Genomic DNA, 15,828 nt, shown 5'->3' with positions numbered 1-15,828 from the left:
TCATTTATATAATTTAATCTTACGTCTAATAAGATTTATTTTTCAATAGGTAATTTATTGGGTGTTCCCGGTTTGCGTGGATATTTCTTTGGTGTCTTGCGCTTTTTCTCGATTAATAAAATATTACGTTCACTTTCTTCAAACGGTAATTGGAACGTAGACATTTCTTTTAAATCCCCGCCTAGCACCTCTAAAGCATACTTGCCATTTTCAATTTCTTCGTTTGCTGCAGCACCTTTCATTGCAATGAATGTTCCTCCAACTTTTACAAGTGGTAAACATAGCTCACTTAATACTGAAAGACGCGCGACTGCACGTGCCATTACAATGTCGTACGCTTCACGTACACCTTCTTTTTTTCCAAATGTTTCAGCACGATCATGACAAAACGCGACGTCACTCAATTCCAACTTTTGTGCTAAATGATTTAAGAAATTAATACGTTTTTGCAATGAATCTACAATCGTCACTTTTAAATGCGGGAAACAGATTTTTAAAGGAATACTCGGGAATCCAGCTCCTGCGCCAACATCACAAATTGAGAATGGTTTTGAAAAATCGTAATAAAAAGCAGCTGTAATAGAATCAAAAAAGTGTTTTAAATATACTTCCTCTTTTTCCGTAATAGCCGTTAAGTTCATTTTTTCATTCCACTCTACTAATGTTTCGAAGTAGATTTCGAACTGCTCTAACTGTCTAGAAGAGAGGATGATACCCTTCTCTTCTAGCATAGATTGAAATTGTTCTATGTTCATCTAACAATATCTCCTTACTATTTATTGGTTCGATACTCGCGCAATTTTTCCTTGTTCAATATACACAAGTAAAATGGAAATGTCCGCTGGATTTACGCCCGATATACGTGAAGCCTGCCCCACTGAAAGTGGACGAACATCTTTCAATTTCTGTCTAGCTTCTGATGCAAGGCTAGAAATCGCATCATAATCAATATCGACAGGAATTTTTTTGCTTTCCATCTTCTTCATACGCTCTACTTGCTGTAAAGATTTTTCGATATATCCTTCGTACTTAATCTGAATTTCAACTTGTTCTGTAACTTCATCACTTAATTCTACTTCACTTGGTACTAAAAGATGGATATGCTCATATGTCATCTCTGGACGACGTAATAAGTCACTTGCACGTATTCCATCTTTCAATTCACTTCCACCAATATTGCGAATTAATTCTTGAACTTCAGGACGTGGTTTAATAATAATGCTACTTAAACGTTCCTTTTCCTGTTCAATTTGTAATTTTTTATTTGTAAATCGCTCATAGCGTTCTTCTTTAATTAATCCAATTTCATGACCAATTTCAGTTAAACGAAGATCCGCATTATCATGGCGTAATAATAGACGATACTCTGCACGAGACGTTAATAAACGATATGGTTCATTCGTCCCTTTCGTTACAAGATCATCAATTAAGACACCAATATAAGCATCCTCACGACCTAAAATAACTTCTTTTTTACCTAAAGAACGACATGCTGCATTAATTCCGGCCATAAGCCCTTGTCCTGCCGCCTCTTCGTAACCAGAAGTTCCATTAATTTGTCCTGCTGTATATAAATTTTTAATTTTTTTCGTTTCAAGTGTTGGCCATAGTTGCGTTGGCACAATTGCATCATATTCAATTGCATAACCTGTACGCATCATTTCAACATTTTCTAGACCAGGGATTGTTCTAAGCATATCACGCTGTACGTCTTCTGGTAAGCTTGTGGATAAACCTTGTACGTACACTTCTTGTGTGTTACGTCCTTCTGGCTCTAAGAAAATTTGATGACGTGGTTTATCATTAAACCTTACTACCTTGTCTTCAATTGAAGGACAATATCTAGGACCTGTTCCCTTAATCATACCAGAATACATAGCTGAGCGATGTAGGTTTTCATCTATTAAACGATGTGTTTCCGTACTTGTATACGTTAACCAACATGGAATTTGATCCATAATAAACTTTGTCGTTTCAAAAGAGAAAGCTCGTGGCTTATCATCGCCTGGCTGAATTTCTGTTTTACTGTAATCAATCGTATTACTATTTACGCGCGGAGGTGTACCTGTTTTAAATCTAACAAGATCAAATCCAAGCTCCTCTAAATGTTCCGATAAGGTAATAGATGGTTGTTGATTATTTGGACCACTCGAATATTTTAAATCTCCCATAATAATCTCACCACGTAAAAACGTTCCAGTCGTAATTACGACTGTCTTTGCTGTATATTCAGCACCAGCTTGCGTAATTACCCCTTTACATTCGCCGTCTTCAACGATTAAACGCTCTACCATTCCTTGGAATAACGTTAAGTTTGGTGTTTCTTCAATTGTTTTCTTTAATTCATGCTGGTAAGAGAACTTATCTGCTTGTGCTCGAAGTGCACGTACAGCTGGCCCTTTACCTGTATTTAACATACGCATTTGAATATGCGTTTTATCAATGTTGCGTCCCATTTCTCCGCCTAATGCATCAATTTCACGAACAACAATCCCTTTTGCTGGTCCACCAACAGAAGGGTTACATGGCATAAACGCTACCATATCTAAGTTAATTGTTAACATTAATGTTTTGGAGCCCATTCGTGCTGCCGCAAGACCAGCTTCACATCCTGCATGACCTGCACCGATTACTATGACATCGTATGAACCGGCATTGTATCCCATTGTTTATTCCTCCTAATAATCTCTATCTTTCTGAAACATCACTATATTATTTTCCTAAACAAAATTGAGAGAACAACTGGTCAATTAAGCTTTCATGAACGGTGTCACCAGTAATTTCACCAAGTATTTCCCACGTTCTTGTTAAATCAATCTGCACCATATCAATTGGAACACCATTTTCTATCGCCTCAATTGCATCTCCAATTGTTTTTCCTGCTTGTGTTAATAATCCAATATGTCTCGCGTTAGAAACATATGTTACATCTGCAGAATCAATTGTTCCTTCAAAGAATAAATCAGCGATTGCCGTTTCAAGCTCATCTATTCCCTGTTCCTCAATTAACGACGTTGTAATAACACGATTCCCCGCTGCCAATTCTATAACACGTTCCATATCAATTGCTTGCGGTAAATCTGTCTTATTTACAATAACAATGAAATCTTTTCCTTGTACGGCACGGAATAGATCTTCATCCTCATTCGTTAAAGCTTCACTATAATTAACGACAACTAACACTAAATCAGCTTGACTCATCATTTCTTTTGAACGCTCTACACCAATTCGTTCAACAACATCTTCTGTTTCACGAATTCCGGCTGTATCTATAAGTTTAAGTGGTACACCACGCACATTAACGTACTCTTCAATAACATCACGAGTTGTTCCTGCAATATCAGTTACAATTGCCTTTTTCTCCTGAACGAGACTATTTAATAGCGATGATTTCCCAACATTAGGTCTACCGATGATTGCAGTAGCAATACCTTCACGTAAAATCTTTCCTTGCTTCGATGTTTCTAATATTTTTGCAATTTCAGCACGAACATGTGTAGCTTTCTCAATTAAAATATTATGTGTCATTTCTTCCACGTCATCATATTCAGGGTAATCTATGTTTACCTCAACATGAGCTAACGTTTCTAATATGTCCTGACGCAAACGGCCGATTAATTTAGATAATCGTCCTTCCATTTGATTAATCGCTACATTCATTGCACGATCTGTTTTTGCACGGATTAAGTCCATAACAGCTTCTGCTTGTGATAAATCAATACGGCCATTTAAAAAAGCACGTTTTGTAAATTCACCAGGTTCCGCTAATCGTACTCCTTGCGCTAAAATAAGCTGCAATACTTTATTTACTGAAACAAGTCCACCATGACAGTTAATTTCTACTATATTTTCACGTGTAAAAGTTCTTGGTGCACGCATAATAGACACCATTACTTCTTCAATAACCTGATTTGTATCTAAATCAACAATATGACCATAATGAATTGTGTGAGAAGGAACCTCTGTTAAATCCTTCCCTTTAAAAATACGATTAACTTTTTCAACCGCATCATCCCCACTTACTCGAACAATGGCAATTGCACCCTCTCCAAGCGCTGTGGAAATCGCGGCAATTGTATCAAATTCCATGTCCTTTCACCTCACTTGCTTATTTATCTCTATTTCAACATGATTATTTTCTTCACTAAATTATTAGAATACCATAACGAACCTATCTACAAAAGAATAATAACTCATTTTATTATGTCCTCATGTAAAAAACACTAAACTTATTCACAGTGGATAAGTTTAGTGTTTTTTAGTTATCCACACCTATTTTCCCCTCAAAAAAACCGGCACTCAATTGAGTAACCGGTCACTTGGAAGATATTACAACATGTCGATGTGGTTCTTTTCCTTCAGAAGTTGTAATGATATTTTGATGATTAGATAATGCTTGGTGGATAATCTTTCGTTCAAAAGATGGCATAGGCTCCAACACAACTCTTTTTTTCGTACTTACTACTTGTTTTGCTAATCGATAAGAAAGTGCTTCTAACGTAGCTTTTCTTTTACTACGATAATTTTCCACATCTAGTGTGATACCAATGTACTGCTTCTTATTACGATTCGCCACAAGTTTTGTTAAATACTGTAAAGAATTCAAGGTGTTTCCTCTCTTTCCAATCAAAACACCTACATTTTCGCCGTAAATTGTAAATTCAACTTCGCGTCCTTTTACAATTTTACTAATCTCAGCTTCCACACCCATATCGTGAATAACATTTTTTAAATATTCTTCACATTCTTGAATTGGATCTTTCTTCAATACAACTTCTACTACTGCAGGTCGGTTTCCAAATAAACCTAAGAACCCTCTCTTACCCTCATCGATAATATTTATATCTACTCGGTCTTTTGAAGCATTTAATTGTCTTAAAGCATCCTCTACTGCCAGCTCGACTGTATGACCTTTAGCAGTGATTATACTCACTTGCCTGATCCCTCAGCCTTACTAGCCTTAATTTCTGGTCCTTTGATAAAATACATTTGAGCAATACCAAAGATATTACCAACAACCCAGTAAAGTGATAATGCAGCCGGGAAGTTAATTGCAAAGATTAAAATCATGATAGGCATAAGCCAAATCATCATTGCCATTTGCGGGTTTTGGCCAGCAGTTCCTGCCATTGCAAGCTTTTGCTGAATAAATGTCGTAATTGCCGCAACAATCGGTAAGATATAGTACGGATCTGCATGTCCCAAATCAAACCATAAGAAACTATGCTGCTTAATTTCAGCCGTTCTCATAATCGCATGATAAAAAGCGAATAGAATTGGCATTTGAATGAAGATTGGTAAACAACCGGCTAATGGATTTACACCATTTTTTTGATATAACTGCATCATTTCCTGTTGTAATTTTTGCTGTGTCGCTTGATCTTTAGAACTATATTTCTCTTTTAACTTCACCATTTCTGGTTGTAACGATTGCATTGCTTTCGTACTCTTCGTTTGTTTAATCATTAACGGTAATAATGCAAAACGAATGATAAGAGTTGTAACAACGATTGCTAAACCGTAATTACTACCAAATAAGTTGGCAAAATACGTAATTAACTGAGAAAGCGGGTATACGAAATATTCATTCCAAATTCCAGTACTTTTCGGTGTAATCGGCTGATTGACTTCACTACAGCCAGTAGCAATTGCCATTAATGCAATAACCATGGCTAGTAAACCTATTTTCTTTTTCAAAGCCTGCTCCTCCTTGTTTCGGTATGTATATAGTGTAATTCATTTCCTTACGCTACTTTTTTATTCTTTTCATACCAGAGCGTTTAAAGACATGAATTAAGCTTTTCTTCAATTCTTCATATGTCATCTCTGCACAAGGCTTCCTTGCTATTATAACAAAATCTTTTCCAGAATCTATCTCATCTTTTAATTCTGTGATCGACTGGCGAATCATACGTTTAATTCGATTACGCACTACTGCATTTCCTATTTTCTTGCTGACAGATAGGCCAATACGAAAGTTTGGCTGTTCTTCTTTATCTAGTTGATAGACAACAAATTGACGATTTGCATTCGATTTTCCTTTTTGAAAAACCGTCTGGAATTCATCATTCTTTTTTATACGATGTTTTTTCTTCATATCAATTGACACTCCTGTAGTTCATCAGCGGAAATTCACTATTATTAGAAAAAAAGACCACTGAACGATCAGTGGTCTACGCAGATAATACTTTTCTTCCTTTACGACGACGAGCTGCTAGCACTTTACGTCCGTTCGCTGTGCTCATACGGCTGCGGAAACCATGTACTTTGCTGCGCTTACGTTTATTTGGTTGGTAAGTTCTTTTCATTATATGACACCTCCCTGAGGAATATCTGTTAAAGACAGTCTTATAAATTATAGTTAATCAACTAGGAAAATGTCAATGGTTCTAGAAATTTTCATCAAATATTCATTTTGAACCTATTCACATACTTTTTCACAGACGCTATATTTCCTTGTGGATAAATAATTTTTCTTGTTTTTTATATCCACAAACTCTTTTCGTACTTTTACACAGTATATCGTGTTGTGGACAAGTTTATTCCACAAGGTATTGATTTTGTGGATAACTTTCTTAATTTCATTGCTATAGCTACTTTTTTTTGATATTATAGTTGTGTTTTCACTTTGAATAAGTTTTCCACATCTTTATCTTATCCACAATTTGTGCATAACATGTGGACAGTTTTAATCACATGTGGGTAAATGATTATCCACATTCGCTTTTTTTGTCGAAAACCCTATCTCATATACAAACGACGTTTTTAGGTTTTAAAATACGTTTCGTATAAATATACATTTTATATTTATTTAGGTTGTACATTTGTTGCGCAACCTTATTCTTTTACCATCTTAGTAAAGGAGGGACACCTTTGGAAAACATCTCTGATTTATGGAACAGCGCCTTAAAAGAACTAGAAAAAAAGGTCAGTAAACCAAGCTATGAAACATGGTTAAAATCAACGACCGCACATAATTTAAAGAAAGATGTATTAACAATTACGGCTCCAAATGAATTCGCCCGCGATTGGCTAGAATCTCATTATTCAGAGCTAATTTCGGAAACACTTTATGATTTAACAGGGGCAAAACTAGCTATTCGCTTTATTATTCCCCAAAGTCAAGCTGAAGAGGAGATCGATCTTCCTCCTTCTAAACCGAATTCAGCACAAGATGATTCTAATCATTTACCACAGAGTATGCTAAATCCAAAATATACGTTTGATACGTTTGTTATTGGCTCTGGTAACCGTTTTGCTCACGCTGCTTCATTGGCCGTAGCCGAAGCGCCAGCTAAAGCATATAATCCCCTCTTTATTTATGGGGGAGTTGGACTTGGAAAGACCCATTTAATGCATGCAATTGGTCATTATGTAATTGAACATAACCCAAATGCCAAAGTTGTATATTTATCATCAGAAAAATTTACAAATGAATTTATTAATTCTATTCGTGATAATAAAGCAGTCGATTTTCGTAATAAATACCGCAATGTAGATGTTTTATTGATAGATGATATTCAATTTTTAGCGGGAAAAGAACAAACTCAAGAAGAGTTTTTCCATACATTCAATGCATTACACGAAGAAAGTAAACAAATTGTAATTTCCAGTGATCGGCCACCAAAAGAAATTCCAACTTTAGAAGATCGTCTTCGTTCTCGCTTTGAATGGGGACTCATTACGGATATTACGCCACCAGATTTAGAAACACGAATTGCAATTTTGCGCAAAAAAGCAAAGGCTGAAGGACTTGATATACCAAATGAGGTCATGCTTTATATTGCAAATCAAATCGATTCAAATATTCGTGAACTAGAAGGTGCACTCATCCGAGTTGTAGCTTATTCATCTTTAATTAATAAAGATATTAATGCTGATTTAGCAGCTGAAGCACTTAAAGATATTATTCCAAATTCTAAACCAAAAATTATCTCCATTTATGATATTCAAAAAGCTGTCGGAGATGTTTATCAAGTAAAATTGGAAGATTTCAAGGCGAAAAAGCGAACGAAATCAGTTGCCTTTCCTCGCCAAATTGCAATGTATTTATCACGTGAACTGACAGACTCCTCCTTACCTAAAATAGGTGAAGAATTCGGTGGACGCGATCATACAACCGTTATCCATGCTCATGAAAAAATTTCTAAGCTACTTAAGACGGACACGCAATTACAAAAGCAAGTTGAAGAAATTAACGATATTTTAAAGTAGTAGCTGAATAGTGTGAATAACTTTCCTTGTTTTACGCACAGTCTATCCACATGTAGATAGACTGTTTTTACATCCTTTAACGGGGTTATCCACATATCCACAAGCCCTATTACTATTACTACTATTTTTTATCTTTATTAATTAAATAAAATCTTATACTTACCGGAGGTTTTTCTTTATGCGTTTTACAATACAAAAAGACTATCTTGTAAGAAGTGTACAAGATGTAATGAAGGCAGTTTCTTCTCGTACAACAATTCCGATTCTTACGGGGATTAAAGTTGTCGCTACGGAAGAAGGAGTTACATTAACAGGAAGTGATGCTGATATTTCGATTGAATCTTTCATTCCAGTTGAAGAGAATGGAAAAGAAATCGTAGAAGTGAAACAATCAGGAAGTATTGTTTTACAGGCTAAATATTTTAGTGAAATTGTAAAAAAATTGCCTAAAGAAACTGTAGAAATTTCTGTGGAAAATCATTTGATGACAAAAATAACTTCTGGAAAATCAGAGTTTAATTTAAATGGTTTAGATTCTGCAGAATATCCATTGTTACCACAAATTGAAGAACATCATGTTTTTAAGATTCCAACGGATTTACTTAAACATATGATTAGACAAACTGTATTTGCAGTTTCCACTTCTGAAACAAGACCAATCTTGACAGGTGTAAACTGGAAGGTATATAACAGCGAACTAACTGGCATTGCTACAGATAGTCACAGACTAGCTCTTCGAAAAGCGAAAATCGAAGGCATTGCAGATGAGTTCCAAGCAAATGTTGTTATTCCAGGAAAAAGTTTAAATGAATTAAGTAAAATTCTAGATGAGTCTGAAGAAATGGTAGATATCGTTATTACGGAGTATCAAGTATTATTCCGTACAAAACATTTATTATTCTTCTCAAGATTGTTAGAAGGAAATTACCCTGATACAACTCGCTTAATTCCAGCGGAGAGCAAAACAGATATTTTTGTAAATACAAAAGAATTTTTACAAGCAATTGATCGTGCATCTCTTTTAGCAAGAGATGGTCGTAATAATGTTGTAAAATTATCAACTTTAGAGCAGGCAATGCTAGAAATTTCCTCGAATTCACCAGAAATCGGAAAAGTAGTAGAAGAAGTTCAATGTGAAAAAGTAGATGGGGAAGAGTTAAAAATATCTTTTAGTGCAAAATATATGATGGATGCACTAAAAGCATTAGATAGTACTGAAATTAAGATTAGCTTTACTGGAGCAATGAGACCATTCTTAATTCGTACAGTAAATGATGAATCCATTATTCAATTAATTTTACCGGTTCGTACTTACTAAGTAAGAAATAAGGGTTGCTAGTTTTCAGATGCTAGTAGCCCTTATTTGATTTTTGGGTATTACTTTCCTAATGCTAGTTTATTTAGTACAATGAAAGAATGAACACTTTCAGAAAGTGAGCGATTTTATGAAACGTATTAAAATTTCAACAGAGTATATTACACTAGGGCAATTTTTAAAGTTAGCCGATGTAATTGATACAGGTGGCGCTGTAAAATGGTTTTTACAAGAATATGAAGTGTACGTGAATCAAGAACTTGAAAATAGAAGAGGTCGCAAACTATATGCGAACGATATTATTGAAATTCCAGGAAGCGGAAGTTTCCAAGTTCAGTCATAAAGGGGGAGCCCTTTGTTTATTTCAGAAATACAATTAAAAAACTATCGCAATTATGAAAAGTTAGAGCTTTCCTTTGAAGATAAGGTAAATGTAATTATCGGCGAGAATGCGCAAGGGAAAACGAATTTGATGGAAGCTATTTATGTTTTAGCGATGGCGAAATCTCATAGAACCTCTAATGATCGCGAGCTTATCCGTTGGGATGAAGATTTCGGTCAAATTAAAGGAAAGCTACAAAAGAGAAATAGTTCTTTGTCTTTGGAATTAAATATCTCGAAAAAAGGTAAAAAGGCAAAATTAAATCAACTTGAACAACAAAAATTGAGTCAATATATTGGCGTGATGAATGTTGTCATGTTTGCCCCAGAAGATTTAAATCTTGTAAAAGGAAGCCCTCAAGTAAGAAGACGCTTTTTAGATATGGAATTAGGCCAAATAGCTCCGGTCTATTTGTATGAACTGAGTCAATATCAAAAGGTGCTCACACAACGAAATCACTTGCTAAAAAAGATGCAAGGGAATAGTAAGAATGAGGAAACGATGTTGGATGTATTTACACTTCAACTTATTGAGCATGGTACAAAAATTTTGCAAAAACGCTTTGAATTTTTGCATTTACTACAAGAATGGGCAGCTCCAATTCATCGTGGTATAAGCCGTGGGTTAGAAGAATTAGAAATTGTCTATAAACCGAGTGTAGATGTATCAGAATCAATGGATTTGTCGAAAATAAAAGAAGTATACTATGAAAGTTTTCAATCCGTGAAACAACGTGAAATTTTCCGTGGTACGACTTTAATTGGTCCTCATCGTGATGATTTACAATTCTTCGTTAATAGTAAAAATGTTCAAGTCTTTGGTTCGCAAGGACAACAACGAACGACCGCACTGTCCCTAAAATTAGCTGAAATTGAATTGATTTACTCAGAAGTTAAAGAATATCCGATTCTTCTATTAGATGATGTATTATCAGAATTAGATGATTATCGTCAATCGCATCTGTTAAATACAATTCAAGGAAAAGTGCAAACATTTGTGACAACGACGAGTGTCGACGGAATTGAACACGAAACATTAAAAGAAGCGAAAACAATTCATGTAACGAACGGCACGGTAGATTGTGAAATAGATAGGGCGTAATCCCTGTTTAAATGGAAAAGTAGGTGATCTTTGTGTCAATGGAACAAAAGCAAATGCAAGAAAATTCATATGATGAAAGTCAAATACAGGTACTTGAAGGACTAGAAGCAGTTCGAAAACGCCCTGGTATGTATATTGGATCTACAAGCGGAAAAGGACTTCACCATCTTGTATGGGAAATCGTCGATAATAGTATTGATGAGGCACTTGCAGGGTACTGTGATGAAATTAACGTTAGTATCGAAGAAGATAATAGTATTCGTGTAACGGATAATGGACGTGGTATTCCAGTTGGTATACAAGAAAAAATGGGACGTCCTGCTGTAGAAGTTATTATGACCGTTCTTCATGCTGGTGGTAAGTTTGGCGGCGGCGGTTATAAAGTTTCTGGTGGTTTGCATGGTGTTGGGGCATCTGTAGTAAATGCCCTATCAACAGAACTAGAGGTATTTGTACATCGTGAAGGTAAAATCCATTATCAAAAATACGAAAGAGGTATTCCGGTTGCGGATTTAAAAGTCATTGGTGACACAGATCAAACAGGAACGATAACTCGATTTAAACCAGATCCAGAAATTTTTCAGGAAACAACAGTATACGAATTTGATACGCTCGCAACTCGTATGCGTGAATTAGCATTTTTAAATCGTAATATTAAATTAACAATTGAAGATAAACGTGAACATAAGCAAAAGAAAGAATTCCATTATGAAGGTGGAATTAAATCATACGTCGAGCATTTAAATCGCTCAAAACAACCAATCCATGAAGAACCTGTATATGTAGAAGGATCAAAAGATGGTATTCAAGTTGAGGTTTCCTTACAGTATAACGAAGGATATACAAATAATATTTACTCATTTACGAATAACATTCATACGTATGAAGGTGGAACACATGAAGTAGGGTTTAAAACAGCTTTAACTCGTGTGATTAACGATTATGGACGTAAAAATAGTATTTTAAAAGATGCAGACAGTAACTTAACGGGTGAGGATGTTCGTGAAGGTTTAACTGCAATTGTATCAATTAAACATCCAAACCCACAATTTGAAGGACAAACGAAGACGAAACTTGGGAATAGTGAAGCAAGAACGATTACAGAGTCTGTGTTTTCAGAGGCATTTGAAAAGTTCTTACTAGAAAACCCGAATGTTGCACGAAAAATCGTAGAAAAAGGTACGATGGCAGCACGTGCACGTGTTGCAGCGAAAAAAGCGCGTGAATTGACACGCCGCAAGAGCGCATTAGAAGTTTCAAGTTTACCTGGTAAATTAGCAGATTGCTCTTCGAAAGATCCAGCAATTAGTGAAATTTACATTGTAGAGGGTGACTCTGCCGGTGGATCAGCAAAACAAGGGCGTGATCGTCACTTCCAAGCGATTTTACCGTTAAAAGGTAAAATTATTAATGTTGAAAAAGCAAGATTGGATAAAATTTTATCTAACGATGAAGTGCGTACAATTATTACTGCAATTGGTACGAACATTGGCGGCGATTTTGATATCGAGAAAGCTCGTTATCATAAAGTTATTATTATGACGGATGCCGACGTAGATGGTGCGCATATTCGTACCCTATTATTAACGTTCTTCTATCGTTATATGCGTCAAATTATTGAACATGGTTATATCTATATTGCACAGCCACCGTTGTTTAAAATACAACAAGGTAAAAAAATTCAATATGCTTATAATGAAAAAGAGCTTGAAAAGATTTTAGCTGAATTACCAGCTCAACCTAAGCCTGGTATCCAACGTTACAAAGGTTTAGGAGAAATGAACCCAACCCAGCTTTGGGAAACGACAATGGACCCAGAAGTGCGTTCATTACTTCAAGTTTCCCTTCAAGATGCAATTGAAGCAGATGAAACATTTGAAATTTTAATGGGGGATAAAGTAGAGCCACGTCGTAACTTTATCCAAGAAAATGCAAAATACGTGAAAAACCTTGATATTTAAATGAGTAATGACAGGAATCTGAGTATTCCTGTCTTCTACATATAAATCAATGTATGTGTAACGGAAATGTAAGAGGAGGTGCTCGTTGATGTCAGACAATCAACAACAAGCACGAATTCGAGAAATTAATATTAGTCATGAAATGCGTACCTCATTTTTAGATTACGCAATGAGTGTTATCGTATCTCGTGCATTACCAGATGTTCGTGATGGATTAAAACCTGTGCATCGTAGGGTTTTATATGCGATGAATGATTTAGGAATTACGGCTGATAAAGCGTATAAGAAATCAGCACGTATTGTTGGTGAAGTAATCGGTAAGTATCACCCTCATGGTGATTCAGCTGTTTATGAAACAATGGTACGTATGGCGCAAGATTTCAGTCAACGTTATATGCTTGTTGATGGGCATGGTAACTTTGGATCTGTCGATGGAGATTCTGCGGCAGCAATGCGTTATACAGAAGCAAGAATGTCTAAAATCTCTATGGAATTAATACGAGATATTTCAAAAAATACGATTGATTATCAAGATAACTACGATGGTTCTGAAAGAGAGCCGATTGTATTACCAGCGCGTTTTCCTAACTTACTAGTAAATGGTACGACAGGTATTGCAGTTGGTATGGCAACGAATATTCCGCCGCATCAACTTGGCGAAGTAATTGATGGCGTATTGGCATTAAGTCATAATCCCGATATTACTATTGCAGAATTAATGGAGTGCATTCCAGGACCAGATTTCCCAACGGCAGGTTTAATTTTAGGAAGAAGTGGTATTCGTAGAGCTTATGAAACAGGACGCGGTTCTATTATACTTCGTGCTAAAGTTGAAATTGAAGAGAAGTCAAATGGCAAACAATCTATTATCGTAACGGAACTACCTTATCAAGTAAATAAGGCGCGATTAATTGAAAAAATTGCAGAATTAGTTCGCGATAAGAAAATTGAAGGTATTACAGATTTACGTGATGAATCAGATCGAAATGGTATGCGTATTGTTATGGAAGTACGTCGTGATGCCAATGCTAATGTATTATTAAATAACTTATATAAACATACAGCACTTCAAACAAGTTTCGGTATTAACATGCTGTCTCTTGTAAATGGAGAGCCGCAAGTACTGAACTTAAAACAAAATTTATATCATTACTTGGAACATCAAAAGGTAGTAATTCGTAGACGTACAGCTTATGAACTAGAAAAAGCAGAAGCGCGTGCTCATATTTTAGAAGGATTACGAATTGCCTTAGACCATCTGGATGAAGTTATTACATTAATTCGTAGTTCGAAAACAGCGGAAATTGCAAAGCAAGGTTTAATGGAACGTTTCGGCTTAAGTGAAAAACAAGCGCAAGCTATTTTAGATATGCGTTTGCAACGTTTAACAGGTTTAGAACGCGAAAAGATTGAACAAGAATATCAGGACTTAATGAAGTTAATCGCTGAATTAAAAGCAATCTTAGCAGATGAAGAAAAGGTTCTTGAGATTATTCGTGAAGAATTAACGGAAGTAAAAGAGCGCTTCAATGATAAGAGACGCACAGAAATTACAATTGGTGGTATGGAGTCTATTGAAGATGAAGACTTGATTCCAGAACAAAATATCGCCATTACGTTAACTCATAATGGTTATATTAAGAGGTTACCAGCTTCCACGTATAAAACACAGAACCGTGGTGGACGTGGTGTGCAAGGAATGGGGACAAATGATGATGATTTCGTAGAGCATTTATTAACTACTTCTACGCATGATCATATTCTATTCTTCACTAATAAGGGTAAAGTATACCGTACGAAAGGATATGAAATCCCAGAGTATAGTCGTACAGCGAAAGGTATACCTATTATTAACCTATTAGGTGTAGATAAGGGGGAATGGATTAACGCCATTATTCCAATTCGTGAATTTGGTGACGATGAATTCTTATTCTTCACAACAAAACAAGGTATCTCTAAGAGAACACCACTTTCATCATTTGCAAATATCCGTACAAATGGTTTGATTGCAATCTCTCTTCGTGAAGAGGATGAAGTAATATCTGTACGTTTAACATCTGGTGATAAGGATATTATTGTAGGAACAAGCAATGGTATGTTAATTCGTTTTAACGAGCAAGATGTGCGTTCTATGGGACGTAATGCGGCTGGTGTAAAAGCAATTACATTAGGTGAAGAGGATCAAGTTGTAGGTATGGAAATTGTCGAAGAGGATGTAAATGTTTTAATTGTAACGAAAAATGGTTATGGAAAACGTACGCCGATTGATGAATACCGTCTACAAAGCCGTGGTGGTAAAGGTCTGAAGACTTGTAATATTACAGATAAAAACGGTAAATTAGTAGCTGTTAAATCTGTAACAGGTGAAGAAGATATCATGTTAATTACAGCGGCAGGTGTTATTATTCGTATGCCAGTTGATCAAATCTCTCAAATGGGACGTAATACACAAGGTGTTCGTCTAATTCGATTAGAGGATGAACAAGAGGTAGCGACAGTAGCAAAAGCACAAAAAGATGATGAGGAAGAAACGAGCGAAGAGGTTTCTTCAGAAGAATAAGAGGGGAGATATCTCCCCTCTTTATTTTTTTATAATAATACTTGCATAGGGAAGAGAAAGTCTATATAATAGGCAGAGTCAGCAAATGAGAGATACAAGTTATCGAAAAAACTTGTTGACGAAAATAATATACTATGATATATTATAAAGGTCGCTGAAACGCGATGTTGAACTTTGAAAACTAAACGAAACAAACAACGTGAAACGTCAATTTTTATTTTAGATGCTAGACAAACTAACTTTATTGGAGAGTTTGATCCTGGCTCAGGATGAACGCTGGCGGCGTGCCTAATAC

General features: G+C 35.7%; 13 protein-coding genes. 6 read left to right on the top strand and 7 right to left on the bottom strand.

Annotated features, from left to right (window positions below):
• Positions 1–35: 35 nt before the first annotated feature.
• From rsmG to rpmH, 7 genes are all read right to left on the bottom strand, one after another.
• Positions 36–755 carry a 16S rRNA (guanine(527)-N(7))-methyltransferase RsmG gene (gene rsmG / locus ACTFRN_RS20755; protein WP_001019615.1) on the bottom strand — a complete coding sequence of 240 codons (720 nt, stop codon included), beginning with the start codon at positions 753–755 and terminating at the stop codon, positions 36–38.
• A gap of 21 nt (positions 756–776) precedes the next feature.
• Entirely contained in the window at positions 777–2,666 is a 1,890-nt protein-coding gene (gene mnmG / locus ACTFRN_RS20750; RefSeq protein ID WP_000541033.1) for a tRNA uridine-5-carboxymethylaminomethyl(34) synthesis enzyme MnmG, read from the bottom strand.
• A gap of 46 nt (positions 2,667–2,712) precedes the next feature.
• Complete coding sequence (gene mnmE, locus ACTFRN_RS20745) at positions 2,713–4,089, bottom strand: tRNA uridine-5-carboxymethylaminomethyl(34) synthesis GTPase MnmE (protein WP_000393773.1); 1,377 nt, start codon at positions 4,087–4,089, stop codon at positions 2,713–2,715.
• Positions 4,090–4,315: 226 nt separating this feature from the next.
• On the bottom strand, positions 4,316–4,933 hold the full coding sequence (gene jag / locus ACTFRN_RS20740) for an RNA-binding cell elongation regulator Jag/EloR (RefSeq protein WP_000022790.1): 618 nt from the start codon (positions 4,931–4,933) through the stop codon (positions 4,316–4,318).
• Positions 4,930–5,697 (bottom strand): YidC family membrane integrase SpoIIIJ, encoded by a 768-nt coding sequence (gene spoIIIJ, locus ACTFRN_RS20735; protein ID WP_000726761.1) that lies wholly within the window; start codon positions 5,695–5,697, stop codon positions 4,930–4,932. The genes jag and spoIIIJ overlap by 4 nt, the downstream gene beginning before the upstream one ends.
• 52 nt (positions 5,698–5,749) lie before the next feature.
• A complete protein-coding gene (gene rnpA, locus ACTFRN_RS20730; protein ID WP_000726627.1) occupies positions 5,750–6,097 on the bottom strand; it encodes a ribonuclease P protein component in 348 nt (115 codons plus the stop codon).
• A 76-nt stretch (positions 6,098–6,173) separates the two neighbouring features.
• On the bottom strand, positions 6,174–6,308 hold the full coding sequence (gene rpmH, locus ACTFRN_RS20725; RefSeq protein ID WP_000831901.1) for a 50S ribosomal protein L34: 135 nt from the start codon (positions 6,306–6,308) through the stop codon (positions 6,174–6,176).
• Positions 6,309–6,873: 565 nt separating this feature from the next.
• On the opposite strand from rpmH, the gene dnaA reads away from it, so the two are divergent.
• From dnaA to gyrA, 6 genes are all read left to right on the top strand, one after another.
• On the top strand, positions 6,874–8,214 hold the full coding sequence (dnaA, locus tag ACTFRN_RS20720) for a chromosomal replication initiator protein DnaA (protein ID WP_000428025.1): 1,341 nt from the start codon (positions 6,874–6,876) through the stop codon (positions 8,212–8,214).
• Positions 8,215–8,392: 178 nt separating this feature from the next.
• Positions 8,393–9,532: a DNA polymerase III subunit beta gene (gene dnaN / locus ACTFRN_RS20715; protein ID WP_001212895.1), complete on the top strand. Its 1,140-nt coding sequence runs from the start codon at positions 8,393–8,395 to the stop codon at positions 9,530–9,532.
• Between the two features lie 127 nt (positions 9,533–9,659).
• Positions 9,660–9,872, top strand: a complete 213-nt coding sequence (yaaA, locus tag ACTFRN_RS20710) for a S4 domain-containing protein YaaA (RefSeq protein ID WP_000821367.1) — start codon at positions 9,660–9,662, stop codon at positions 9,870–9,872.
• Between the two features lie 12 nt (positions 9,873–9,884).
• Positions 9,885–11,012 (top strand): DNA replication/repair protein RecF, encoded by a 1,128-nt coding sequence (gene recF, locus ACTFRN_RS20705; protein ID WP_000470750.1) that lies wholly within the window; start codon positions 9,885–9,887, stop codon positions 11,010–11,012.
• 38 nt (positions 11,013–11,050) lie between these two features.
• Entirely contained in the window at positions 11,051–12,973 is a 1,923-nt protein-coding gene (gyrB, locus tag ACTFRN_RS20700; RefSeq protein ID WP_000435991.1) for a DNA topoisomerase (ATP-hydrolyzing) subunit B, read from the top strand.
• Positions 12,974–13,061: 88 nt separating this feature from the next.
• Complete coding sequence (gene gyrA / locus ACTFRN_RS20695) at positions 13,062–15,533, top strand: DNA gyrase subunit A (protein ID WP_001282851.1); 2,472 nt, start codon at positions 13,062–13,064, stop codon at positions 15,531–15,533.
• Positions 15,534–15,828: the final 295 nt, after the last annotated feature.

The sequence above is a fragment of the Bacillus cereus group sp. MYBK245-2 genome, assembly GCF_051916145.1.
In the GTDB taxonomy this organism is placed as follows: Bacteria; Bacillota; Bacilli; order Bacillales; family Bacillaceae_G; genus Bacillus_A; species Bacillus_A pacificus.
This window is presented reverse-complemented; position numbering and strand designations above follow the sequence as displayed.